Origin of the sequence: uncultured Flavonifractor sp. (genome assembly GCF_944383115.1) — a bacterium.
Taxonomy (GTDB): Bacteria; Bacillota; Clostridia; order Oscillospirales; family Oscillospiraceae; genus Flavonifractor.
The window spans coordinates 30,581-53,804 of sequence record NZ_CALWOJ010000006.1 but is presented as its reverse complement, the minus strand read 5'-3'; the positions used below and the strand labels follow the sequence as shown (position 1 = coordinate 53,804).

Below are 23,224 nucleotides of genomic sequence, written 5' to 3'. Positions count from 1 at the left end.
ACGGCTCCACAGGCCTCGGCCTTTGGAAATATCACTATGAGACCATAAAAGGCTATTGATTTTGAAGGAGGATACCAACCATGCAAACCAAACGACTTGCCGCCGCCGCCCTGTCCTTCACCCTGCTGTTGTCCGCCTGCGGCGGCGATCCCGTCCCCGCCGGCGGCAGCGCCCAGCCCAGTAGTCCCGCTCAGGAGAGCCCCTCCGCCCCTCCTTCCTCCGGCATCGACACCGGAGTCGAGATGTACCGGGACTATGTGGACGATTTTTATGGCTTTAAACTCAAGACCCCGGTACTCCAAAGCGAAAACACAGCGGGTGTGGGCTACTTTATTGAGCGTGGCGGCGGAGACGATAATGCTGCCATCGTATTCATCAACCACTACAACGAGAAGCAGGACGGGGACACCTACGACACCACCCAGTTTGACACCGCCGAGCATGCCCTGGCGGAACTCCACCAGGACAAGGTGGATGGAATGCTAAGTTATTTGTACGGTGAGCATGTGATGGATTCCTCCTACACCACTACCGACTGTGAGATCGACGGTCTGGAGGCGGTGCGCTATGAGGGCACCTATACCATAGGCCGCCACAAGGACGAGCCGGAGAAATGGCAGGAAGTGGGCGTGACCGGCTACTGTATCCTGGGCAGCCAGACCCCTGTGCTGCTCTGCGTCATTGATTTGAGCCAGGGCCAGGACAAGATGGAAGTCCTTGCCGCCATTATTGACGAGATGGCCTATACCTACGAGGACGGCCCCGCGGAGTGATTATTCTCCCATAGAAAGGAGGATACCAACCATGCAAACCAAACGACTTGCCGCCGCCGCCCTGTCCTTTACCCTGCTTTTGTCCGCCTGCGGCGGAAATCCCGTCCCCGCCGGCGGCAGCGCCCAGCCCAGTACGCCCGCCCAGGAGAGTCCCTCCGCCCCTCCTTCCTCCGGCATCGACACCGGGGTCAAGATGTACCGGGACTATGTAGATGATTATTATGGCTTTAAACTCAAGACCCCGGTACTCCAGACTGAAGACGTAGTAGGTGTTGGTTACTTTATCCAAAGGGGCGGTGGAGATGATAATCGCGCCGTAGTGCTGATCAACCACTACAACGAGAAGCAGGATGGTGACGCCTACGACACCGCCCAGTTTGACACCGCCGAGCATGCCTTGGCGGAACTCCAAAAGGGAAAAACTGAGTCAATGATGGGGTATCTCTACGGTCTTCATATACAAGATTGGACGTACACTACGACGGCTTGTGAGATTGACGGACTAGAAGCAGTTAGGCATGAGGGCACCTGTGTTTTTACATATGATGAAGAAGGTTTGGATACCCCTTGGGAAGTAGGTATGGTTGGCTATTGTATTTTGGGCAGTGAAACTCCTGTATTACTTTTTGGCATTGATATGAGTGATGCGCAGGATAAACTAGATGTGATGGCCGCCATTATTGACGAGATGGCCTATACCTACGAGGACGGCCCCGCGGAGTAATTGTTCAGAGAGAGGAAAGAAGGTGAAGTCCGATGGTACGGCAGGGAAAAAAGGGGGAGCGCGGTTCCATTTCCATTGAAGCCTCCATTTCGCTGACCCTGTTTATTTTTGCCATGCTGGGACTGCTGTTTTTTATCCGGGTCAGCCGCGTTCAGGCGGCGGTGCAATACAGCATCAATATGGCGGCGCTGGATATTTCTCAGTATACATACCTGTATTATTCCACCGGACTATACGATCTGGAACAGGACATCAAGGGCAGCGGCGAACAAGCGGAAGAAGCCCTGTCCGATGCTGGCAACCGGCTGGACCAGTCCGTCAAGGGTGTGGAAGCCATTTTTAACGCCATCAGCGGCACTGACCCCGGTGACGGCGAAAGTTCCAGTAGTCCAGGCGACCTCATGGACAAGTTAAAAGAGCAGGCCGAGACCATAGAGACGGAAGGAAAAAACATTGTCGAGCAGATCGACGGCCTGAAAGGCCTGGTGTCCCAGGTGGGCGACGATCCCATTTCCTTTGCCCGCAGCCTGGCTGCGCTGACCGCAGGTACCGGCCTGGATACGGTCAAGGGCCGGGTGTTGGGCGGCCTGTTCGGCAAATCCATGTGCCAGAAGTACATTGGAAACGGTGTGGAGAACGGCGCAGATGGATGGCTGAAGGGTATGGGCGTGGTGGACGGATTGGAGGGGCTGAACTTCAACTGGTCCTCCATCCTGGGCGGCACCAGCCAGGATGTGAACCTGGTGGTGACCTATGAGGTAAAGATCTTTCCCGGCCTCTACGACGGGCTGACCGCCACCTTTGCACAGAGCGCCTCCACCAGAGCATGGCTGGGCGGCGACGCCAACGTGAAGAAATTTGAGCCCCTGCCCCAGGAGTCCGAGAGCCCCAGCCCGGAGCCCTCCGGCACGCCGGAACCCTCTCCCTCGCCGGAGAGAACCAACATTTGGGACGAGACCAACAACCTTGTCAAAGGGGCGGCTATGAAGGAACTGGTGCGCTCTGAGTATGAGGGCGTGGGCTTCGTTTCGGAGGAGACCGGCATTTACGGCTATCATGCGACCAACAATACCTTCTATAACTGCACGGCTATGGACGTGTTTTCCGCAAGCTATCAAAAGGACAGCGGTATCAAGAGCCGGATCAAGGAAAGCGCGTCCAAGACCAGGGAAAAAGTAACCCGAATGGACAGCCTGTCCACCGACGACGGCGCCACCCACACCATTGATCCCAACCAGCCGGCTGGGGTGGAACTGCTGGTAGTCATCCCGGAAAACGCCGCCGACCGGAAAGAACATATCCAGGAGATTGCAAACAAGGCCGCCCAGGAGCTGAACAGCAGCCAGGCGGAGGGAGAACGTACTGTTACCGTCAGCATCCGCGTGGTCACGGGCGGCGGCAACTCATCCAAGGGCGAGGGAGGAAACGCATCATGACCATTGCAGTGTCTGTGTGCCTGCTTCTGCTCTTTGCCGCCGCCGCGGCCCTGTGCTGCGGCAGAGAGGTTGCCGTGCGGAGCCAACATCTGTCCGCCGGCGGGGAAGAGACCGGGCAGGCGCTCCCCCCAAAAGCAGAGAAAGTGGATCGGTTCAGCGCCCTGCTCTGCGGCGGGATCTGCCTGGTGGGCGGCGGCGGTTTGCTGCTGCTGCAACTGCTATTCTATCAGAGACCGCTGCTGTACAGCCTCCAGATGCTGTTCTGCTTTGACTATCTGGCGGTGGCGGCGCTGGTGGACAAAAAATTTCAGGTCATTCCCAACAGCCTGGTGCTGGGCGGATGTGTGGGCGCGGCGGGCTTTTTTGCCGCCCAGGTTCTGATGAGCGCCCCGCCGGTACCCCTGCTGAAAGAGCTTTTGCTGGGCCTGGCGATGGGCGGCGGCGTCTTCCTTATATGCGCGCTGCTGACCAAGGGCGGGATCGGCATGGGCGATGTAAAGCTCTTTGGCGTGCTGGGTATGGTGCTGGGCTGGACGGGCGTGTTCGATCTGATTTTTCTCTCGGTGCTGCTGGTGGCGCTATACGGTATTGTGCTGCTGCTGCGCCGGCAGCTCAACCGGAAAAGCCAGGTCCCCATCGGGCCCTTCGCCTTTGCGGGGATGGTCCTGATGATGCTGCTGGGTGTATAGGAGGACGTGTCTATGAAAAAAATCATCGTTGCCGGCGTTGTGGTCCTGTGCCTGCTGGGCGGCTGGGCGGTCACAATGCTGACGCTGCTTCGTCCAGACGATACCCAGGCAAAGATCGCCCAATACCAGCAGCTGGCCCAGGAACAGGCCGCCCGGGGCGGATACGGCCTGGCCGCCGACTGTTACAGTAAGATCATCGCCCTGCAGGACAGTCCGGAGGCCCGCCTGGCCATGGCGGAGATGTACCGGGAAGCAGGACTGACCAACACTTACAAGGCTACGCTGGAGGAGATGATCGCGGTCTATCCCAAGGACAGCAGAGGCTATGAGGCGCTGGCGGGATATTATGACAGCGTGGATGCCCACAGCGACTGCGTGGAGGTGGTGCGTCAGGCTTACCAAGCAGAGGCGGGTTCGGATACTCTGCAGCAGCTCTACTACGCCCACGCCTTTGAGTATTACGCCATGCGGGGCAGCTATGACAGCGTAACCCCCATGCTCCACGGCTGTGCCGCCGTATCCGACGGGGACCGGATGGGCCTGGTGGACAGTACCGGCTATATCATAGGCAATACCCTCTATGATATGGTGACCCCCTATAACGGCGACCTGGCCGCCGCCCGGGACGGAGAGCGGTGCGGCTTCCTGAAAGCCGACGGAACCTGGTATGTGGTGCTGGAGGAGCCCTTTGAGGAGGCCTATCCCTTCCACGACGGGCTGGGTGTGATCGTCCGGAACGGGCAGGCCCTGTTTGTGGACCGGATCGGCACGGTGCGCCTGGGCCCCTACGAGGATGCCACCGGTTTTGCCGGCGGGGTGGCCGCGGTAAAGACCAACGGCAGCTGGCAGCTCATTAACACCTCGGGGGAGGCGGTGTGCGCCGACTTGTACGAGGATGTGCTACGGGACACGGACGGCCTGTGTTCCACCGCGGGCGTGATCTTTGTCAAGTCCGCAGGTCAGTGGCGCCTGGTGAACACCAAGGGCGAGGCCTGCTCCGAGCTGACCTTTGACGAAGCGCGGCCCTTCTACAGCGATACCGAGCCCGCCGCCGTGTGTGTGGACGGGAAGTGGGGCTTTGTGAACACGGAAGGGGCCTGGTCGGCGGAGCCTCAATGGGAGGGCGCCGATTCCTACAGCGCGGGCCTGGCCGCCGTACAGGTGGATGGCGCGTGGGGCTATATGGATCACAACCTGCGGGTGGTGATCGAGCCCCAGTTTGACGCTGCGGGGCCCTTCTCGTCCTACAAGACCGCGCCGGTGGAGTCCGGCGGCGCGTGGTACTTTATAAAACTGTTGGTATAGGAGGCTGGTGGAGATGTTGGACTTTGTGGTGGAACAGCGGGAAGCGTGTACCTTTCTGACCTGCTCGCTGGAGGAGAAGCAGCTGGACAGCACCGTGTCGGGAATGCTGCTGCGCAACAATATTGAGGGATTGCTGCCCTATTCGGCGGCCCAGGTGGACGGCCGGAGAATCATCAGCTACAACATCACCTCGAAAATCCCGCTTAAGCAGTATTTTTCCAGGCCGGTCCGGCGGAACACGCTGCTCCAGGTCATGCTGGGTATTCTGGACGGGGTGGATCACGCCAAGGAGTATCTGATCCGCCAGAGCGATCTGGTGTTTGATCCGGAGTATATTTACATATCCGTGTCCGACGGAATGCCGTTTCTGCTCTGCCTTCCCGTGGCGCAGGACAACGCCGGCCCGGATCTGCTGGCCTTTTTCCGGGAGCTGCTGTTCAAGACTGTGTTTGACGAGCATGAGGACCGCAGCTATGTGGCGGAGCTGATCAGCATCATGAACCAGCCTGCCGGAGGCAGCTATCGGCAGTTCCATGACCGGCTGAAGAAAATGCTGGACGGCGCGCCCGGAAAGGAGCAGCCGGCTCCCCGGCCTCAGGCAGGCCCGGCGCCGGTCCAGTCCGCGCCGCCGCAGCAGCGGCCCCAGCCGGCCCCCCAACAGCCCCCTCGGCCTCAGCCCGTTCCGCCGCAGCCCCAGCCGGAGCCGGAGAAAAAGAAGGGCCTGTTCGGCGGCAAGCGGGAGAAGAAGCCCTCCGCCCCCAAAAAGGAGCGCAAGCAGAAGGCGGGAGCCGCGCCCCAGCCCGACCTGGGATTCCAGGTGCCCGGTATGGAGGCCCCTGTTGTCCAGCAGGCGGAGGTGAGTTCCCCCGCGCCGGAGCGGGTGTCCGCTCCGGCCGCCCAGCCCCAGAACGCAGCCCGCCCGGTCTATCAGGCCGCGCCGGCGGGCGGCGTGCCTGTGGTGGACCTGGTATCGGAGGAGACGGTGGTCATGGGCGCGGGCAGCTCAGCCGTGGCAGGCAAGCCCTGGCTGATACGCCTGCACACCGGCACGGCCCAGCCGGTGGATCGGCTGCCCTATCGACTGGGCAAGGAACCGTCCTATGCCGATTTCTGCATTACGGGCAACGCGGCGGTCAGCCGCAGCCATGCGGACATCCAGCAGGATGAACAGGGGTATTGGCTGACCGACAACAACTCCAAGAACCATACCTATGTGGACGGCAAGCGCCTGGTGCCGGGCCAGCCCTGCCAGATCTTCCACGGCACCCACTTTTTCCTGGCCAACGAGGAATTTGTGTTTGAACTTCGGTAGGAAAGGAGCGATGGAGCATGGCGCTTGCAGCCGGTGCGTACACGGATGTGGGCACGCGAAAAAACATCAATCAGGATGCCTTTGGCCTGCGTATCGTCAGCAACGGCCTGGATGAGAGCGCCATCGCCATTGTGTGCGACGGAGTGGGCGGCATGTCGGAGGGCGAGATCGCCAGCAGCGTGGTGGTATGCGCCTTTCTGGACTGGTTTCAGGCCAGTATGTCCCAGCTGATGACCGGTGGCCTGACAGAGGCGGACATTTTCAGACAGTGGGGAGAGATCACCAACAAGGCCAACCTGGGCCTGCTGGACTATGCGGGAGCTAAAGGGACCAGCATCGGGACCACCGCCACGGTGCTGCTGTTGGCCCAGGGGCGGGCCTATGCCATGAATATCGGGGACACGCGGCTTTACCATATGGCGGCCAAGCAGCTGCGCCAGGTGACACGGGATCATACGCTGGTCCAGCAGGAGGTGGAGCGGGGCCTGCTCACCCCGGAAGCCGCCCGGCACGACCGGCGGAAGAACATTCTGATACGCTGCATTGGCGCGGAAGCGGGGGCAAAGCCGGACTACTACTCCAGCGCCCAGGTACCGGACAGCGTGTACCTGCTGTGTACCGATGGATTCCGGAACGTGCTGGAGGAAAAGGAACTGTGCCAGGCCCTCCAGCCAAGGCGGTTTCCCTGCCGGGAGGACCTGGAGGAACAGCTGCGGAATTTGGGCGAGACCGTCAAGTCCCGGGGCGAGCGGGACAACATCACTGCGGTGACCATCCGTATGGGCAAGCAGAACGCGGCTATGGAAGATACCATAGACCTGGAAAGCACCATCCGTCTGTTATGCAAGCGGGAACGAATACAGCCCGAAGCAGAGGAGCTGTGGGGCCGGATCAACCAGCCCTAGGCGTCCCACAGGGCAAAAAGACCCGCCCATCCTGATCCATCAGGGTGGGCGGGTCTTACCATAAGCAGATTACAAGAACCACTCCGGCTGCCGGGGCGCGGCGGCCTTTTCCGAGAGCATGGCGGCGGTGGCCTGGAAGGCGGGGGCGGGGATGGCCCGGGCCTTCCGGGGGCAGAGGGAGACGCAGCGCATGCAGGTAATGCACCGCTCCGGGTCGGTATGGCCGGGCTGTCCCGGCGGGATGGCCCCCACCGGACAGCGGGAGGCGCACAGACCGCAGGCGATGCAGCTCTCACCGGCGGCGGGGTGGAAGGGGACGCCCTTCCAGTCCTTGTAGGGGAGATTTCCCGGCGGAGTGACCAGCGTGGGCGGAACAGGTTGGGCCAGCTTGTCCAGCACCGCCTGGCCGAAGCGGGCGGCGGCCTCCAGATCGCTCTCATCCGGACGGCCGGCGGCAATGGCGGGGACAATGGAGTGCTGAGCGACGAAGGCGGCGGCGGCAATGACCTGAAAACCTGCGCCGGTCAGAGCGTCGCACAACTCCAGCAGCGCGTCCTCGTAGGCGCGGTTGCCGTAGACCACCACGGCTGCCGCAGGTCCGCTTCCGTGCAGCGCGGCCAGCCGATCCAGGGCCACGGCGGGGATACGCCCGCCAAATACCGGGACAGCGGCCAGCATGACCGCAGAGGCGGGAACGGGCGTGTCGGGCGCGGGAACAGACAGGTCCACCACCTGCCCGGCGCCCCCCGTGATTGCTTTGGCGATGGCGGCGGTGCCGCCGGTGGGGCTGAACAGGGCGGAGAGCCAGTGCCGGTCATTCATGGTGAGACGCCTCCTCTTTCTCTGCACGGTTGCCTATAAACTTTTGCAGGATATCGGCGGGCGGGATGGAATCCTCCCGGGAGAGCAGGAGTTTTTTAATGAGGAAGATCAGGGCCACGGCGGCCACGCCCAGCAGCGCGTCCATGGAGCTGGAGTGGCTGACCACCAGCTGCCGGGCGATGGCAAAGAGCAGCACGTCGGTGACCGCCCGGGGGGTATGGAGGATGAGCATCTTCACAAACTCCAGGCCCACCACGATATTCATGGTGCTGATAAAAAAGTCGTTAAGGCTGAACTGGCCCAGGGTCAAATAGTTGAGAGAATCCTTTCCTGTCAGCACCATCTGCACCACGGTGACCATTAAGATAAACAGCGCGATGACCAGCTCCAGGATCCAGGCGGTCTTGAGCAGGAACTTTACGATGGTAGATTTCATGGGTGGGCTCCTTTCGGCCTGTTTTCTCTCCAAATTATACCGGATGGGGCGGTAGTCCGTCAACGGCGGGAAGGCATAGCGGCGGAAATTTTCGGGCATCCTACCAGAATAAGATTGACTTGCCGTTGAAACTATGCTATGATGACCGCAGTTGAAAAGGGAGTAGTTTAAAGCCATACCGTCAACACCACGGCTCTCTTACCGGCCTGGCGGTATGCACCCTGTGGGTAACAAGACTTTTCGACAACTGCCGGGAATGTTCGGCGGTTGGCGAAGGGTCTTTTTTCTTTTACTCTTCGCCGGAAAGTAAATTGTAAGGGAAGGATCTACATGGCAGAGGTATATTACCGAAAAACCGTCCAGCAGGCGCTGGAAGCCCAGCAGGCCGGGGCGGACGGCCTGAGTGAGCAGGAGGCCCGCCGCCGGGCGGAGCAATACGGCCCCAATAAGCTGTCCGAGGGCAAGAAGAAGAGCGTGATCCAGGTCTTTGCCGAGCAGTTCAAGGACCTGCTGGTGATCATCCTCATCATTGCGGCAATCATCTCCGCGCTGTCGGAAAATGTGGAGAGTACCATTGTGATTTTTGCGGTACTCATCCTCAACGCCGTCCTGGGTACCGTCCAGTACCTGAAGGCGGAGAAGTCGCTGGAGAGCCTGAAGGCCATGTCCTCCCCCAGTGCCAAGGTGCTGCGTGGGGGCGTGCGGGTGGAGATTCCTTCCGCCGACGTAGTGCCCGGCGACATCGTGCTGCTGGAGGCCGGGGACATGGTGGTGGCCGATGGCCGGGTGCTGGAGAATTTTTCCCTCAAAGTCAATGAGAGTTCCCTCACCGGCGAGAGCGAAGGGGTGGATAAGGCCGCCGACGCCATAAACGCCGACCAGGTGGCTCTGGGCGACCAAAAGAATATGGTGTTCTCCGGTTCTCTGGTGACCTATGGTCGTGCCACCGTGCTGGTCACCGCCACCGGTATGGACACCGAACTGGGCAAAATCGCCGCCCTCATGAATCAGACCCAGCAGCGCAAAACCCCGCTGCAGCAGAGCCTGGACAACTTCTCGGCCAAACTGGCGGTGGTGATCCTGGCCATCTGCGCCGTGGTATTTGCCCTGTCCATCTTCCGCACCGGCATGGAGGTGCTGGACTCCCTCATGTTCGCCGTGGCCCTGGCGGTGGCCGCCATCCCCGAGGCTCTCAGTTCCATCGTCACCATCGTACTGGCAATGGGTACCCAGAAGATGGCCAAGCAGAACGCCATTATGAAGGATCTGAAGGCGGTGGAAAGCCTGGGCTGTGTGTCGGTGATCTGCTCGGACAAGACGGGCACCCTGACCCAGAATAAAATGACCCCCCAGAAGGTGTACGCCGACGGTTCCCTGCTGGAGGGAGACGACCTGGAGCTGGTCAACGACGTACAGCGGCTGCTCCTCAAGGCCGCCCTGCTGGCCAGCGACGCCACCAACAACGAGCAGACCGGCGCCTCCATCGGCGACCCCACCGAGGTGGCCCTGGTGATGCTGGGGGAGAAGTTCGGCGTGGACGAAGAGTCCTACCGCGCCCAGCACCCCCGGCTGGGTGAACTGGCCTTTGACTCCGACCGCAAGCTCATGAGTACCCTCCACGACATTGACGGGACACCCACCCTCTTTACCAAGGGCGCCATTGATGTGCTGCTGGACCGCTCCAAGTGGCTGCTGACCCGGGAAGGCCGGGTGGAGCTGACCCCCGAACGGAAAGAGGAGATCGCCCGGATCAATATGGAACTGTCCATGGAGGGCCTGCGGGTGCTGGCCTTTGCCTACCGGGAGCTGGAGGCCGTCCGGCCCCTGACCCTGGAAGACGAGAACGAATTCACCTTCATCGGCCTCATCTCCATGATCGACCCGCCCCGGCCCGAGGCCATTCAGGCGGTGGCCGACGCCAAGCGGGGCGGTATCCGCACCATTATGATCACCGGCGACCACAAGGTCACCGCCTCCGCCATCGCCCGCCAGCTGGGGATCTTCCGGGACGGGGACCAGGCGGTGTCCGGCGTGGAACTGGACCAGATGAGCGATGCCGACCTGGATGTGCGCCTGGAGAAGATCTCGGTATACGCCCGGGTGTCCCCGGAGCATAAGATCCGCATTGTCAACGCCTGGCAGCGCCGGGGCAACATCGTGTCCATGACGGGCGACGGCGTCAACGACGCCCCCGCTCTGAAGAAGGCGGATATCGGCGTTGCTATGGGTATCACCGGCACCGAGGTGTCCAAGGACGCCGCCTCCATGATCCTGGCCGACGACAACTTCGCCACCATCGTGCGGGCGGTGGTCAACGGCCGCAGCGTATACGCCAACATCAAAAACGCCATCCAATTCCTGCTCAGCGGCAATACTGCCGGTATCTTCTGTGTGCTGTACGCCTCCCTGATGGCTCTGCCGGTGCCCTTCCAGCCGGTGCATCTGCTGTTTATCAACCTGCTTACCGACTCCCTGCCCGCCATTGCCATCGGCATGGAGCCCGCCCGCCAGGGCCTGCTGGACCAGAAGCCCAGAGACCCCAAGGAGCCCATCCTGAACAAGTCCCTGCTCTCCCGCATTGGCGGCCAGGGCCTGCTCATCGCCATCGTCACCATGATCGCCTTCTATCTGGGCTATCAGGGCGGAGACGCCGTGCTGGCCTCCACCATGGCCTTCTCCACCCTCACCCTGGCCCGGCTGTTCCACGGCTTCAACTGCCGGGGCAGCGAGTCCATCTTCCGGCTGCGCCTGTCCAGCAACCCCTACTCCGTCATGGCCTTTTTTGCCGGTGTGGTGCTGCTGATGCTGGTGCTGTTTGTGCCCGGCCTGAACGGCCTGTTCATGGTGGCCCCCTCCTTCCGCTTGATCCACCTGGGCCAGGTGGCGGGCCTTGCGTTCCTGCCCACCCTGGTGATCCAGATCGTGAAGATTATTGCCGGCCTGGGTAAGGGCCGAAACTGAGCCTGGACTGTTTTTTCTCCCCGTCGGTGTACTGCGGCGTGCAACCCACGCCGGTGTTGCGCCATAAGTAGAGAAGGGGAGGAATGGCCCATGTGGGAGCGTGCTTTGTTTCCGTTTGGCAGTGAGAGTGAGGCCCGGCAGTTCTGCCGGCTGCTGCAGATGTTTGCCGCGCAGCTGGAACCGTCTCAGGCCCTGGAAGTGCCCTGGGTCTTTCCGGAATTTGTACCGGGCGCAGTCTATCAGACGGGGGACTACCTCCGCTGGGGTACCAACGCCGTGGGAGACCCGCAGCTCTATCAGGTGACCTTGGATCACCGCGCCAGCGTCCACCTGCCGCCGGAGCGCACGCTGGAACTCTACGAACCCATCGGTACCGACAGCCGTGGCCTGCCGCTGTGGAGCCGCCCTGCGGGGGAAGGCGACGGGTACCAGATGGGAGATACCGTCAGTTTCCGGGGAAAGGCATACCGCTGTTTGGCGGCGGATTGTCTGTACAGCCCGGAGGAAGCGCCGGAGCGGTGGAAAAAGCTGCCCCGGATCTAAAAAAGAACAGGAGCCGCCGGTCAAACGACCGGCGGCTCCTGTTGTATGACGGGGCTTTTATCCCGATGGATGGCGTCTTACTTGCCAGCCATACCGTTCTCGTAGGCCTGGATCATCTTCTTCAACGTGTGACCCGTACGACCTCTGAGTTTAGAGAGGTACTTGTCCGTAGTTTCCCCGGTAAAAATCTTGATTTGCAGGCGCATGGTGCCGTCCGCCTCCGGGGTGACAAAAATCTTGTCAATATACTTGTCGATGAAATCCTTGTTGATAATCCCCTGAGCGGCGTCCCGTTTGGCGTCATGCAGCACCCGGCGGATGGTGTCGATGTGCTTTTTGAATTCCTCTTTGGAAAGCTGCTGCTGTTCCAGCTCGTAAATCTGCCGCTCGGCCTCCTCGATCTCCTTGTCACACTCCTTATTCATGGCGAGGAAGTCCTTGTCGGAGAGCTGACCGGCGGCATTGTAGCCCAGCAGCTTACTTTTTTTCTTTCGTGCTAAGTCTGCCTGATCCCGGAGAGCGTCAATCTGTTTTGCGGTGTCTCCGCCGTCTGCCAGGGACTTGTACATCTCAATATATTCCTCAATCAATGCCTCAGCGTCTGCCTCTGTCTCTTGGAACACCTCAAAAAGTAAGGGCTTTAATTCTTCTTCATAAATAGGGAAAGAGGCGCAGGCGTCAGCCCCGCTTTTGATTTTGTTGCTGCATACCCACTTGCTGTTTTTGTTTCCCTGCTTATCTTTGGACTCCCGGCGATAGTAGGCCGTGCCGCAGTCGGCGCAATACAGTTTCCCGGTTAGGAGGTTGGCGTGGTTACATATCCCTTGCCGCCCCTTTACGTCCTCGCTCCGCTTTTTCAATACCTTGTTGGCCTGTTCCCAAAGTTCTTCATCCACGATAGCCGGGACAATCTCGCCTGTCTCGTCCTTGAACATGACCCATTCCTCCGGGGGGAGGAATTTCTGTTTCTTGGTAAACAGGTCAATAACCTTCACCTTGTTACCCACGTAGTAACCCTTATATTTGGGGTTGGAAATCATGCCCGACATGGTGGTGTGGGCGATCTTCTTGCCGTTGTGGTTGCGGTAGCCCTTTGCCCAAAACAGGGTTTCGATCTGCTTCATGCTGTATTGTCCCGTGGCGTACAGTTCAAACAGTTCCCGTACCATGGGAGCCTCGTCCTGGTCAATCACCAGCCGCCCGCCGTCTTTGGTGTATCCAAAAATTCGGCTGTTTCCCAGCACCACATTTTTCTTGATGGCCTGGGCGTGACCAAATTTGACACGGCTGGACAGCTTGCGCAGCTCGTCCTGAGCGATACCGGACATGATGGTAAGGCGCAGCTCGCTGTCCTCGTCCAACGTGTTGATATTATCGTTCTGGAAGAATACCCCCACCCCGGCGTTAAGCAGTTCACGGGTAAACTGAATGGAATCCAGGGTGTTACGGGCAAAACGGGAAATCTCTTTCGTAATGATGAAATCAAAAACGCCCGCTTTCCCATCGTCCACCATGCGGTGGAAATTCTCTCGCTTTTTGGTGGTGGCGGCGGAAAGGCCCTCGTCAATGTAGCCCTCTACATAAGTCCAGTTGGGATTTTTCTTAATAAAGTCCTCATAATAGGAAATCTGGTTGCCCAGGGAGTTGAGCTGTTCGTCTTTCTCGGACGAAACACGGGCGTAGTAGGTAACCCGCATAGGAATGTCATAGATAGATTTTGTTTTGAGCTGCTGCCGTGCGGTATGTATGTCCATACTGGCTACCTCCAAAAAGTTCGTTTTATCATCATCTATATTATATCATATTCAAAGAAAAAAGCAAGAACAAAAGGCGTTCAGAGGTATCATTCTGAGCGCCTTTTAATTATCACTATCCAATTTTTTGCCGCATTTTCCGCCATTTCTCCTCGGTAATAATTCCACGCTCCCGAAGGTAGTCATTATAGTAGTGGAGCCAAGTTTGACGGACAAGGCTCTCCATGGATGATTTGCTGTCAATCTGCAAAGGTGGCTCCCCCCTTACAGATACCTTTCCCCAACAAAGAAAATATATTCTCCATACGATCTGCCCTCTCTGTCAGGCGGAAAGGCAGTATATGTGCAGCCCTGTATGCCTCCTATGTCATCGGGGGACATTAGGTATCTCCCCCGATCATATAACCGGCGATAGCCTCCAAATTGCGATAGTAGGCCGTCCAATCATCGTCATCGTGAAGATGGTCCAGATTGTCCTTGATATAAGTGACCAACAGGGCCGGGGCTTTTTTACGGTGTACCAGAGCCAGAGCCTTGGGGAGCATTTCAGCGGCAGCAGTCAAACGGGCTTCAAAGGGGAGCGTCTTTTTCTTGCTACGTTTCATCTCCCGAAGTAGACCGTTAAAATCAGTGGGTTTCATATCAGCCAGCAGAGAGGCCATCGTCTCAGCGTACTTGCCAACAAACTCGGGGCGAAGGTACTTAGCACCCTTGTCGGTAATGGCATAGTAGCCAGCAGAGAGATAGTCGGCAGGCAGATAAACGGGGGTGTTATCACTGGCGATGGTGCTGGTGCTGGGGGTGTCCACGGCGGGGGCCTGTTCAGTGACAGGCTCCCCGGTGGAGATAGTTGTATTGATGTTATCCATTGTTAGTGTCCTCCTTATCATCTGGTGTGAGCCTTTCCTTATGAAGAACAATTCGTCCCTCGGCGTCACACGTTACATTGACTTTTTCATCTATTGTCCCGTCCCAGTATTCTGGGGCGCAAACTGTCACATGATGCGTTCCTGTGACAATCCGCTCAATTTCGGCATCTCTCCATCCGAAATCATATACTTTGGGGTCAATAAAAACCTCAAACGTATACGACCTGTTTTCGTTGGGAATCAATATCGTGTAGATAACAGACACCTCGGTGGTGCTGGGGGTGTCCACGGTAGGGGCCTGCTCAGTGACAGGCTCTCCAGTGGCAATGGCGATCTTGAAGTTATCCATAATAGTTCCTCCTTAAATTTTTGAGGGGTTGTCCCTCTTGATGGCCTAATGGTATCACGGGGACAGGAATCCTGCAATGCCAATAGTGGCAAGATTTGTTGCCATTTCAGCAACCCTAAAATGGGAGGCCAAACTGCTCCGGGGGTGTTTCGTCGTTCTCGATCTCCCGGACCCAATCGGGGGTTGGTTTAGGCGGGGGAAATATGTAGTCCAGGGCGGTGCCGTGGTCCGTAGGGGGCTTGTCCCGGTTCTGTTCAACGACATGATGAATTCTTCGGAGAAACGCTTTCCAGGTGGCTGGCTCTGTCTCCTGCACGTTTTTGTATTGCTGGGAGAGGTCAATATTGCTGATAATATAGACCGTTGTATAACAGGCTTGTCGGTTGGCGTATCTTGCTGGGAGGGCCAGAGGGTAGCCGTCCAGGTAGTCCAACATATCACCGACCATAAGAGAGGAGCGAAATTCATCGAACAATAAAACCGGCTCCTGAGCATAGCGGTCAAATGGGTGGGTGTAGTCCGTGACACGGTAGACATTGGAATAACCATGCTTTTCCATAACCCCTCTGGTTTTTCCAGTTGCAGTGGGGCCGAAAATATAGGTCACATCCAGTTGCCGAAATTCGTCCCGGTATTTGGCTTCTAAAATATCCTGCCGTATTTTATCCATGCGGGAGATGTGGATTGCAAGGTCTGGATTTTGGGCCATGATTTCGGCGTTGCTCATGCCGTCTGAAATCATAGCGTAAAGTTGAGCAATATCGGAGCGGTAGCCTTGTCCGGGTTCGTCTGGCAGCTCTCCCCACTCCTCAAAGGTGCCGGGGGTGCTGGTGTCAGCCTTGGGATCATCAGCCCACTTACCCGACTTCTGAACATAATCCCTGCACTCTACGCTACTCCCATTAGCCGGGTCAATATGAGCGGTAGGAAACATTTTTTTAACAGTGGAAAACCGAACCGCTGAAGCCGCCGCTACAAAGTAGATATGCGTGTGAGGTGTCTGTTCTTGCAAGCCGATTTCGTCAGCCATACACCAATAACGCAAATTCAAGTTTTTCAGCACTGTGCGAATTTTTTCGTGTGACCAATCGTTGCCGGGATTGTTGATTGTCAAAAGGTATCGCCTGTGGCGTGTGTCAGTCATTTGTGTTCACCTCCTATCTGTTCGATGTGGGTCCAGTGCAAGGCAGAAGGCCATATCTTGTAATGCCAAAAGTGACAAGGAAACAATGATGGTACACGGTACAGAAGTGCCCTAAAGGTAATACTAGGCTTTAGGGCATCCGGGCGGCACATGGATGTGAGCCTTACAACTGACAAGAGGGTGGGCGGCAGCTTCGGCTTGCGCCTGCGCCGCTCGCTCACCCCCTTGGTGTTGGCTTTGGGCCAACACGATCATGTAGGACTTTGGGAAATAGATGTGCCGCCTATTATATAAACACCGTAATATAGTATTGAGTAAAATTACCATATTCGGTGGGATAGTCTTCTACGCTGTAAACTTGGGGCCTGAATTTGCCCACAGAATTGACAGCGCCCAACAGATCCTGAATAGCTTGGGTACCTATTGGCTCGTCATTACGGGTGATAACCTCCCATTGGTACAACCGGTGGGGGCCATAATCCCACCTGACGGGGACCGGGTCCCGGAGGAGCAGGGTAATCCCTAACTCCCCCAGGGCGGCCAGAACCTTGCCAATAACAGCCAGATCCTCTAACGAGATATAGTCACGATTAAATTTTAAGAGGTTCATCATTGATTTCCCTCTTTGCTGCAACCATATCCCTCGCAAATGCAAGTGCAAATTGAACCTGGTTGCACGCAAGATATTGTACAGTTACTTGAATCTTGGGAATGCCGCATTGCTTACACAGACGGCGCATCTCGATATTCAAAATGCGCTGTACATCCCTAGCAGAAATCTCAAAGCCAGGACGACGCCAACCAACAAGACACACTGCAAGAAAGCCCTTTTTGGCACGCCGAACCGGATGTTCAGAGTAAAAATCCTCAAACGAGTCTGGTTCAACCAGATGCGTCAATTCCACAGTGTTGTGGACAGCACTCTGGAACAGGCAAGCGAAGGTTGCCAGCCAATTCCCAGAAAATTGATTCTCCTCCGCTGTACGGGCTTGAGCTACCGCTAAAGCATTGGCTCTAGCCAAGTAACAGCGATAAGAAGCAGCGGCAGTACCGATGCCACGGGCTAGACCACGCTGCAAGCCGCCCGCCATTTCTTCAATCTTTGGCATAAAATCTTTCCTCCAAGATAATTATTACGCTCTTGCCCTGGTCCTGGACTTCACGGATGCGAAATCCAGCAGGCAGAGCCAGATTCAAAACTTCCCGAATACTCCGCACATCAGCGGCAGGAGGCTCACGGGGCCTGATTCCTTTGCGCTTGTAACCAAACCCCCGCTTGTAGACCCGAAGAACCACGGAGCCGTCAGGGGCCTGACTCGGCCCCAACTCCCTATAAGGGTAGCGGGGCCAGGTCATGACCTCCAAGGCTGGGTCCCAGGTTAACCTCCAGGCCATCAAAAAGACCTCAATGGCTTTCTGAATGGTCATCAGTCCACCTCCATGGTTGAGTCCAACGGATCAACCAGAACAAGGCTGGCGACCTTACCGAAACGGTTGTACAGAACTTGAACCTCCTGATTTAGCGCCGGGGCAAAGGCAAGAGCCGCTAACTTAGCAGCGGAGAGAAAGAAATGGTCCGTGACCTCTCCTCTTCCTTGACCTGCCTCTACCGGATTTGTTACGTGGAAAGTTTTTCCCGTTATGGTGTTGCCATCCTTGGTCGAGAAAGACACATCCACAATGCCCACAATCCTGCTCATTGTAAAATTCCTCCAATCTGAGATTGTTTTCCCTTGGTGCGCTCGCTCTGCTCAACACAGAGGTCGTGGCGGCACTTCGCCGGGAGGGAGAGGGGGGAGGCCCCGGAGGGCCTATCCCTTCCTTGCTAATATTGTCTCACATTATCGGCTAATCGCTTTGCTCGGCAGACAACTAAGTGTGCTGCTTTAGCAATCTTTACGGAGAATATCTACTATCATCCGTACGACTGCGGTTTCTCTAAAAGACAGACCGCCTACATAGATATAATCATTATTATCTCTATGGTCACTACCAAAGCTGATGTAGTCAGGACTAACCCCAAAGACATTAGCAATCTGTCCTGCCATCTCCCAAGTAGGCACTCTTTCGCCATTTTCCCAGCGAGAAATAACCGATTTATCGGTTGCTAGTAGGCCAGCGAGAACCTCTTGAGACATACCTTTTTTCTTTCGGAGTGCTTTAATGCGTCCTCCAATGGTAGAAGTATCAGGGGGCTCAGATTTAGGGGTATTCGCAGCAGGGTTAGACGTAGCGGTATGATGTAGCTTTTTCATGACATCTCTTTCCTTTCATTTAAGATGCCTGTTAATACCAACACGTCTAAAAACACGTATTCATTTTTGATTATGAAGTTGTATCAATCTTCATTAAATAAATACAGTTTGTAATGCATAAGGGTTAAAAAAAGAGGCCCCCGATTTGGGGACCTCAAAAGAGTGTCTATAAAACACGCATATTTCAAAAATGGTCGCGGCGGCAAGCGATGGGGTTTATGCCGGTTGCGCCAAGGGCGCAGGAGGCTGAATTGGTGAGAGATTGGAAATTACCTCTTTCCAATCTCTCAGTTCATATTATTAATTATATGTACCTAAAATGCAGTGAGCTTTACCTTCTTTAAATAATGGTTAGTCTAACTGTACATTACCAGATATCCAGTCATAATCTTCATCAGATAAAGCTCCGCCGTTACCTCCACCTGAATAACCCATGTCGTCTCTGCCTTGCTGTATCTGGTTGGCTAAGTCTCCTAAACCTCCACTGGAGCTTCCTCCAGAGCTACCAGAACCTCCAGGAGGTACTGGAGCTGTACTACCACCAGAAGAGCCACCTGAGGAGCTACCACTGTTTCCACCTGTGCTGGGCTTGCTGCTGGGCTTGCTGGTCTGACCACCAGAACTACCACTTGAACCAGTTGAGGTATTTACTTGTGGCTTGGTAGCACTGAGATAGTCACTAGATACATACGCTACCTTACCATTAAACTCTATCCGACTCCATCCCGCCGCATCACCAGTTCCTATGCCTGTACGAGTAACAGATTGAGCCTTGGTTAAGCTACCTAACTTATCGCTGTTGGTGCTATAACTGGAACGTACATTGACTGTGGTGGTTGCATACATGGTCTCGTCGGTTTCTGTAAACAGGGAGTCAGTTTCCTGGGGTGCAGTGGTATTCTCCTGGGCAGGAGTGGAAACGCTCTCCGGGGTGGGGGTGGTTTCGGGTGCGGTCTGGGTGGTCTGCTCTGGGGCGGGGGTACTGCTCTCCACGGACTGGGAGACTTCGGGGGTGCTGGTTTCCTGGCTCTTATCAGCGGCGTTTTCATTGGAACCACCACAGGCTGTCATGGATAAAATCAGTGCCAGGGACATACCATATATGATCGCCTTTTTCATTACGGTTTCCTCCTATGCCGTCACAGTGACGGCTCTTTTATTGGCTCTCAACGGTCCGGCCCGTTGGGGGTGGGATTTCTCCCGGTCCCCCGTTGGGCGTTCCCGCCGAGATAAACAAAAGCGGTGCAGGTTTCCCTACACCGCATGAGGTACGACACAAAGCCCATTATAACCACCTTGTCAAAAAAACACAAAACAGCTATAATGAGAAAAGGCGTAGCGAAATGCTATTGTGTGGGAGGGTCTGTCTCCTGCATAGGGGCGTGGGAGGTTGCCGCCTCTCACGTCCTGCCTCTATTTATCTCGATGGCACTATTTTACTCCATAACCTGAAAGATTGCAAGGTCATTTGAAACGGTCCGAAAGGGCCGTTTTTTGTTGTTCAGAAAAGGAGTGTGTGCGGTGACGGTGGCCGGGTAGCCCGCCACGGGTGAGGGCCTGGGTGCTGTGTCTGGCTGGGCATAAGGCGGGGTCAAAGGTTGGTCCCGCTCCATGGAATATCCCCGCCGTAGGTTTGGGCAAAAATAGAGGGCTGGTCCCCGTGGGATATTCCGTCGCTGTGATCCCCTGAGGGGGATGGGGTTTTAATAAAAAAGAGGCCGGGGTTATAACATCCTCGGCCTCTGGTTGTATGTCAGGCTGTGACAGTGGCTGTGTAGCAAATGCGCTGAACATGGCCCGGCGCGGTGCGGTCTGCCCGCTCATAGTTCGCGGTTCGTACGGGTTTCATGATGTTGACCATCTGGCCGCCCACGGAACCGGCCTCACGGCTGGTCAGGTCGCCGTTGTAGCCCTGCTTCAGGTTGACGCCCACTTCGGCGGCAGCTTCCATCTTGAACTTGTTCAGGGCCTCACGAGCGCTGGAAACCACGGGCTGATTGCTGTTGCTGTTAGACATGATGTTGCATCTCCTTTGCAAACGTTTTGTCTGGATCGGTTGATCCGAGCATAGCTTTGCCTCAGCCGAAATTTCTATGCGGATTTTCTCCTTCCAATCAATGGAGGGCAATTTTGTCCATCATCAATGACAAGGTTTCTTTTTTAAAGGAACATTAAAACAACAGGAGAAGGGCCCGCCAAACGGCGGGCCCTTCTCCTGTTGTTTTGAACAGAGAGGTAAGAGAGAGAGGAGAATGGTTTGTCATTTGTATCTGACACTGTAATCATAGCCGTTTTTGCACGGCGGGTGGTGAACAGGCTGTGAACAGATTCTAAAGGAATGATGAAGCTTTTCTTTCGCTGGCTTTGTATGGTTTTTTGGTATATTCTCATCCACTGCCGCCATACTAAGGCCATCAAGGAAGAAACAGGGGAACGCTCATGGAAGTATTCAAGCTGAAAACCGCGATTTCCTTCGGCCCGGACGCCCTGGCCGCCCTGGAGGAGCTGGCCGGGCAGCGGGTGATGGTGGTCACCGACGATTTTCTGGCCAAGTCCGGCCTGCTGGACAAAGTGAAAGCCCGGCTGCCCGGCTGCACCGTGGAGACCTTTACCGGCGTGGTGCCCGACCCGCCTCTGGAGGTGGTGGCAAAGGGCGCCAAAGCCCTGGCCGACTGTAAGCCCCAGGCGGTGGTGGCCTTCGGGGGCGGCTCCGCCCTGGACTGCGCCAAGGCTATGGTGGAGTACGGCAAAAAGCTGGGCGCGCCGGCGGAGATCACCTTTTGGGCGGTACCCACCACCGCCGGCACCGGCTCGGAGGTCACCTCCTTCGCCGTCCTTACCGACAGCCGGAAGGGAGTGAAGTACCCCCTGGTGGACGACGCCCTGCTGCCCCATCGGGCGGTGCTGGACCCGGTCTTTCTTGCTGGGGTGCCCGCCAAGGTGACAGCCGACACCGGCATGGATGTATTGACCCACGCCGCCGAGGCCTATGTGGCCAAGGGAGCTAACGTGTATACCGACGCCCTGGCGGAGAAGGCCTTTGCCCTGGCCTGGAGCAGCCTGCCCGCCGCCTTTCACGGGGAGCAGGAGGCCAAAGGGCGTATGCTGCTTGCCTCCAACCTGGCGGGCATAGCCTTCAACGCCGCCGGACTGGGGCTGAGCCACAGCCTGGCCCACGCCCTGGGCGGGCGGTTCCACATCCCCCACGGGCGGCTCAACGCCATGCTGCTGCCCCATGTGATCCGCTTCAACGCCGCTGACCGCCAAACGGCGGAGCGGTACGCCGCCCTGGCCAAGGCCTGCGGCCTGACGCCCACGGCCAGAGGTCTGGCCTTTGCCATGGAGCGGCTGCGGGGACGGTTGGAACAGCCGGGCCGCCTGTCGGAGTGCGGAGTGGACGCAAAGACAGTGCGGGACCAGGGGGACGAGATCGCCGCCGCCGCCCTGGCCGACCTGTGCGCCCCCTCCAATCCCCGGAGCGTCACCCCCCAGGATATCAAGGCCATTCTGCGGGAGTTGGCGTAATGGGAGAACAGTTACTCTCTGTAGGTATTGATATCGGCACCTCCACCACCCAACTGATTCTGTCCCGGCTGACCCTGGAGAACCGGGCCACCCCCTTTACGGTGCCCCGGGTGTCCATCGCCGGGCGGGAGGTGCTTTACCGCTCGGCTATCCACTTCACCCCGCTCCTGTCCGACACCGTCATCGACGCCGCCGGGGTGCGGGCCATTGTGGAAGAGGAGTACCGCAAGTCGGGCTTTGACAAGTCCCAGGTGGACACCGGGGCGGTCATCATCACCGGGGAGACCGCCCGGAAGGAGAACGCCCAGGAGGTGCTTGCCGCCCTGTCGGAGTTCGCCGGGGACTTCGTGGTGGCCACCGCCGGGCCCGACCTGGAGTCCATCCTGGCGGCTCGTGGAGCGGGTGCGGATGAATACGCAAAGGAACAACATACAACCGTATTACACTTTGATATCGGCGGTGGCACCGCCAACCTGGCTCTGTACCAAAATGGGGAGCTGGTGCGTACCGGCTGCCTGGACGTGGGCGGGCGGCTTATTAAGATGGATAAAGACGGACGAGTCACCTATGTATCGCCGGTCTTTGCACGGGCGGGATGTCCCGCCCCGGCGGTGGGTCAGCGGATCACGCCGGAGGGCTTGCAGCCCACCCTTCAAATCATGGCGGAGGCGTTGGAGCAGGCGGCGGGCCTGCGGCCCGGCCGGGACAGGCTGGACGCCTTTCTCACCCAGGGCACCCGCTGGACGGTGGAGGAGGTACCGGTGGTGTCCTTCTCCGGCGGGGTGGCCGACTGCATCTACGACCCGCCGCCGGACTGGCTGGCTTTCGGAGACATGGGCGTGCTGCTGGGGCGGGCCATCGCCGCCTCGCCCGCCTTTCAGAAGGCGGGCCGTTTCCGGGGGGCGGAGACTATAAGGGCCACAGTGGTGGGGGCGGGGAGCCACGCCACCGATTTGTCCGGCTCCACCATCTTCTACCGGGACATCACCTTCCCCCTGAAAAACATCCCCATCCTCAAACTGGCCAGCCGGGAGGAGGGGGGAGGGCCGGAGGAACTGGCCCGAAGGATCAAAGACAAACTGAGCTGGTACCAGGACCAGGGGGGACTGGTGCAGTTGGCCCTGGCCCTTAGGGGGGAGAGCAATCCCTCTTACAGCCGCATCCAGGAGCTGGCCCGGGGAGTGGCGGAGGGCCTGGCCCCTCTGGTGGAGGCGGGCTTTGTCCCTATCGTGGCGGTGGAGGCCGACCAGGCCAAGGTGCTGGGTCAGGCCATGGCCGCCCTGCTGCCCGGCCCCCTGCTCTGTCTGGACGGCGTGGAGATGGACAACGGGGACTATATCGACATCGGCGCCCCGGTGGCCGGGGGCGCCGTATTACCCATCGTTATCAAGACCCTTGTATTTCACAAATCGTAGCCGCAAA

At 57.7% G+C, this 23,224-nt stretch carries 23 protein-coding genes; 11 read left to right on the top strand and 12 right to left on the bottom strand.

Annotated elements, in window-relative coordinates; all coding sequences use genetic code 11:
• Positions 1-80 precede the first annotated feature (80 nt).
• Genes Q0K43_RS01650 through Q0K43_RS01620 form a run of 7 tightly spaced genes read left to right on the top strand, consistent with a single transcriptional unit; the run spans position 81 to position 7,144 of the window.
• Entirely contained in the window at positions 81-773 is a 693-nt protein-coding gene (locus tag Q0K43_RS01650; protein ID WP_297288824.1) for a hypothetical protein, read from the top strand.
• Between the two features lie 31 nt (positions 774-804).
• A complete protein-coding gene (locus Q0K43_RS01645; protein WP_297288823.1) occupies positions 805-1,497 on the top strand; it encodes a hypothetical protein in 693 nt (230 codons plus the stop codon).
• 32 nt (positions 1,498-1,529) lie between these two features.
• Entirely contained in the window at positions 1,530-2,933 is a 1,404-nt protein-coding gene (locus Q0K43_RS01640) for a TadE/TadG family type IV pilus assembly protein (RefSeq protein WP_297288822.1), read from the top strand.
• A complete protein-coding gene (locus Q0K43_RS01635) occupies positions 2,930-3,622 on the top strand; it encodes a prepilin peptidase (RefSeq protein ID WP_297288821.1) in 693 nt (230 codons plus the stop codon). The genes Q0K43_RS01640 and Q0K43_RS01635 overlap by 4 nt, the downstream gene beginning before the upstream one ends.
• Before the next feature lie 12 nt (positions 3,623-3,634).
• Positions 3,635-4,927: a WG repeat-containing protein gene (locus tag Q0K43_RS01630; RefSeq protein ID WP_297288820.1), complete on the top strand. Its 1,293-nt coding sequence runs from the start codon at positions 3,635-3,637 to the stop codon at positions 4,925-4,927.
• 13 nt (positions 4,928-4,940) lie between these two features.
• Entirely contained in the window at positions 4,941-6,239 is a 1,299-nt protein-coding gene (locus tag Q0K43_RS01625) for a DUF6382 domain-containing protein (RefSeq protein WP_297288819.1), read from the top strand.
• Between the two features lie 17 nt (positions 6,240-6,256).
• The gene (locus Q0K43_RS01620; protein ID WP_297288818.1) at positions 6,257-7,144 is read left to right on the top strand and encodes a PP2C family protein-serine/threonine phosphatase; all 888 of its coding nucleotides are present in this window, start codon (positions 6,257-6,259) and stop codon (positions 7,142-7,144) included.
• Between the two features lie 69 nt (positions 7,145-7,213).
• On the opposite strand, the gene Q0K43_RS01615 is transcribed toward Q0K43_RS01620, so the two are convergent.
• Positions 7,214-7,966, bottom strand: coding sequence for a 4Fe-4S binding protein (locus Q0K43_RS01615; protein ID WP_297288817.1), 753 nt, complete (start codon positions 7,964-7,966; stop codon positions 7,214-7,216).
• Positions 7,959-8,402, bottom strand: coding sequence for a hypothetical protein (locus Q0K43_RS01610; protein WP_297288816.1), 444 nt, complete (start codon positions 8,400-8,402; stop codon positions 7,959-7,961). Before Q0K43_RS01610 ends, Q0K43_RS01615 begins: the two co-directional genes overlap by 8 nt.
• 330 nt (positions 8,403-8,732) lie before the next feature.
• On the opposite strand from Q0K43_RS01610, the gene Q0K43_RS01605 reads away from it, so the two are divergent.
• Together Q0K43_RS01605 and Q0K43_RS01600 are read left to right on the top strand one after the other, a co-directional pair.
• Positions 8,733-11,363, top strand: coding sequence for a cation-translocating P-type ATPase (locus tag Q0K43_RS01605; protein ID WP_297288815.1), 2,631 nt, complete (start codon positions 8,733-8,735; stop codon positions 11,361-11,363).
• Positions 11,364-11,453: 90 nt separating this feature from the next.
• Positions 11,454-11,906, top strand: a complete 453-nt coding sequence (locus Q0K43_RS01600; protein WP_297288814.1) for a hypothetical protein — start codon at positions 11,454-11,456, stop codon at positions 11,904-11,906.
• Positions 11,907-11,983: 77 nt separating this feature from the next.
• On the opposite strand, the gene Q0K43_RS01595 is transcribed toward Q0K43_RS01600, so the two are convergent.
• The 10 genes from Q0K43_RS01595 to Q0K43_RS01550 all read right to left on the bottom strand — a co-directional run bounded on the left by Q0K43_RS01595 (position 11,984) and on the right by Q0K43_RS01550 (position 20,294).
• A complete protein-coding gene (locus Q0K43_RS01595; RefSeq protein ID WP_297288813.1) occupies positions 11,984-13,660 on the bottom strand; it encodes a recombinase family protein in 1,677 nt (558 codons plus the stop codon).
• Positions 13,661-14,040: 380 nt separating this feature from the next.
• The gene (locus Q0K43_RS01590) at positions 14,041-14,529 is read right to left on the bottom strand and encodes a hypothetical protein (protein ID WP_297288812.1); all 489 of its coding nucleotides are present in this window, start codon (positions 14,527-14,529) and stop codon (positions 14,041-14,043) included.
• On the bottom strand, positions 14,522-14,878 hold the full coding sequence (locus Q0K43_RS01585; RefSeq protein WP_297288811.1) for a hypothetical protein: 357 nt from the start codon (positions 14,876-14,878) through the stop codon (positions 14,522-14,524). The genes Q0K43_RS01590 and Q0K43_RS01585 overlap by 8 nt, the downstream gene beginning before the upstream one ends.
• Positions 14,879-14,993: 115 nt before the next feature.
• Positions 14,994-16,022, bottom strand: coding sequence for a hypothetical protein (locus tag Q0K43_RS01580; protein ID WP_297288810.1), 1,029 nt, complete (start codon positions 16,020-16,022; stop codon positions 14,994-14,996).
• A 590-nt stretch (positions 16,023-16,612) separates the two neighbouring features.
• On the bottom strand, positions 16,613-17,131 hold the full coding sequence (locus Q0K43_RS01575) for a hypothetical protein (RefSeq protein ID WP_297288809.1): 519 nt from the start codon (positions 17,129-17,131) through the stop codon (positions 16,613-16,615).
• Positions 17,118-17,450 (bottom strand): hypothetical protein, encoded by a 333-nt coding sequence (locus tag Q0K43_RS01570; RefSeq protein ID WP_297288808.1) that lies wholly within the window; start codon positions 17,448-17,450, stop codon positions 17,118-17,120. Before Q0K43_RS01570 ends, Q0K43_RS01575 begins: the two co-directional genes overlap by 14 nt.
• The gene (locus Q0K43_RS01565) at positions 17,450-17,722 is read right to left on the bottom strand and encodes a hypothetical protein (RefSeq protein WP_297288807.1); all 273 of its coding nucleotides are present in this window, start codon (positions 17,720-17,722) and stop codon (positions 17,450-17,452) included. Before Q0K43_RS01565 ends, Q0K43_RS01570 begins: the two co-directional genes overlap by 1 nt.
• Positions 17,723-17,908: 186 nt before the next feature.
• The gene (locus Q0K43_RS01560) at positions 17,909-18,277 is read right to left on the bottom strand and encodes a helix-turn-helix domain-containing protein (RefSeq protein ID WP_297288806.1); all 369 of its coding nucleotides are present in this window, start codon (positions 18,275-18,277) and stop codon (positions 17,909-17,911) included.
• Between the two features lie 351 nt (positions 18,278-18,628).
• Positions 18,629-19,396, bottom strand: a complete 768-nt coding sequence (locus Q0K43_RS01555; RefSeq protein WP_297288805.1) for an SH3 domain-containing protein — start codon at positions 19,394-19,396, stop codon at positions 18,629-18,631.
• Positions 19,397-20,030: 634 nt separating this feature from the next.
• Entirely contained in the window at positions 20,031-20,294 is a 264-nt protein-coding gene (locus tag Q0K43_RS01550; RefSeq protein WP_204705956.1) for an alpha/beta-type small acid-soluble spore protein, read from the bottom strand.
• A 422-nt stretch (positions 20,295-20,716) separates the two neighbouring features.
• Here Q0K43_RS01550 and Q0K43_RS01545 point away from each other — a divergent pair, with 422 nt between their 5' ends.
• Positions 20,717-21,802 (top strand): 1-propanol dehydrogenase PduQ, encoded by a 1,086-nt coding sequence (locus tag Q0K43_RS01545; protein WP_297288804.1) that lies wholly within the window; start codon positions 20,717-20,719, stop codon positions 21,800-21,802.
• The gene (gene eutA / locus Q0K43_RS01540; protein ID WP_297288803.1) at positions 21,802-23,217 is read left to right on the top strand and encodes an ethanolamine ammonia-lyase reactivating factor EutA; all 1,416 of its coding nucleotides are present in this window, start codon (positions 21,802-21,804) and stop codon (positions 23,215-23,217) included. Before Q0K43_RS01545 ends, eutA begins: the two co-directional genes overlap by 1 nt.
• Positions 23,218-23,224: the final 7 nt, after the last annotated feature.

Bases quoted from the DNA above. Each gene is read 5' to 3' on its own strand.
- Q0K43_RS01555 (WP_297288805.1), bottom strand. From the start codon at position 19,396: ATGAAAAAGGCGATCATATATGGTATGTCCCTGGCACTGATTTTATCC.
- Q0K43_RS01565 (WP_297288807.1), bottom strand. From the start codon at position 17,722: ATGAGCAGGATTGTGGGCATTGTGGATGTGTCTTTCTCGACCAAGGAT.
- Q0K43_RS01560 (WP_297288806.1), bottom strand. From the start codon at position 18,277: ATGAAAAAGCTACATCATACCGCTACGTCTAACCCTGCTGCGAATACC.
- eutA (WP_297288803.1), top strand. From the start codon at position 21,802: ATGGGAGAACAGTTACTCTCTGTAGGTATTGATATCGGCACCTCCACC.
- Q0K43_RS01575 (WP_297288809.1), bottom strand. From the start codon at position 17,131: ATGCCAAAGATTGAAGAAATGGCGGGCGGCTTGCAGCGTGGTCTAGCC.
- Q0K43_RS01620 (WP_297288818.1), top strand. From the start codon at position 6,257: ATGGCGCTTGCAGCCGGTGCGTACACGGATGTGGGCACGCGAAAAAAC.
- Q0K43_RS01640 (WP_297288822.1), top strand. From the start codon at position 1,530: ATGGTACGGCAGGGAAAAAAGGGGGAGCGCGGTTCCATTTCCATTGAA.
- Q0K43_RS01625 (WP_297288819.1), top strand. From the start codon at position 4,941: ATGTTGGACTTTGTGGTGGAACAGCGGGAAGCGTGTACCTTTCTGACC.
- Q0K43_RS01550 (WP_204705956.1), bottom strand. From the start codon at position 20,294: ATGTCTAACAGCAACAGCAATCAGCCCGTGGTTTCCAGCGCTCGTGAG.
- Q0K43_RS01580 (WP_297288810.1), bottom strand. From the start codon at position 16,022: ATGACTGACACACGCCACAGGCGATACCTTTTGACAATCAACAATCCC.
- Q0K43_RS01650 (WP_297288824.1), top strand. From the start codon at position 81: ATGCAAACCAAACGACTTGCCGCCGCCGCCCTGTCCTTCACCCTGCTG.
- Q0K43_RS01585 (WP_297288811.1), bottom strand. From the start codon at position 14,878: ATGGATAACTTCAAGATCGCCATTGCCACTGGAGAGCCTGTCACTGAG.
- Q0K43_RS01600 (WP_297288814.1), top strand. From the start codon at position 11,454: ATGTGGGAGCGTGCTTTGTTTCCGTTTGGCAGTGAGAGTGAGGCCCGG.
- Q0K43_RS01630 (WP_297288820.1), top strand. From the start codon at position 3,635: ATGAAAAAAATCATCGTTGCCGGCGTTGTGGTCCTGTGCCTGCTGGGC.
- Q0K43_RS01545 (WP_297288804.1), top strand. From the start codon at position 20,717: ATGGAAGTATTCAAGCTGAAAACCGCGATTTCCTTCGGCCCGGACGCC.
- Q0K43_RS01610 (WP_297288816.1), bottom strand. From the start codon at position 8,402: ATGAAATCTACCATCGTAAAGTTCCTGCTCAAGACCGCCTGGATCCTG.
- Q0K43_RS01570 (WP_297288808.1), bottom strand. From the start codon at position 17,450: ATGACCATTCAGAAAGCCATTGAGGTCTTTTTGATGGCCTGGAGGTTA.
- Q0K43_RS01595 (WP_297288813.1), bottom strand. From the start codon at position 13,660: ATGGACATACATACCGCACGGCAGCAGCTCAAAACAAAATCTATCTAT.
- Q0K43_RS01645 (WP_297288823.1), top strand. From the start codon at position 805: ATGCAAACCAAACGACTTGCCGCCGCCGCCCTGTCCTTTACCCTGCTT.
- Q0K43_RS01635 (WP_297288821.1), top strand. From the start codon at position 2,930: ATGACCATTGCAGTGTCTGTGTGCCTGCTTCTGCTCTTTGCCGCCGCC.
- Q0K43_RS01615 (WP_297288817.1), bottom strand. From the start codon at position 7,966: ATGAATGACCGGCACTGGCTCTCCGCCCTGTTCAGCCCCACCGGCGGC.
- Q0K43_RS01590 (WP_297288812.1), bottom strand. From the start codon at position 14,529: ATGGATAACATCAATACAACTATCTCCACCGGGGAGCCTGTCACTGAA.
- Q0K43_RS01605 (WP_297288815.1), top strand. From the start codon at position 8,733: ATGGCAGAGGTATATTACCGAAAAACCGTCCAGCAGGCGCTGGAAGCC.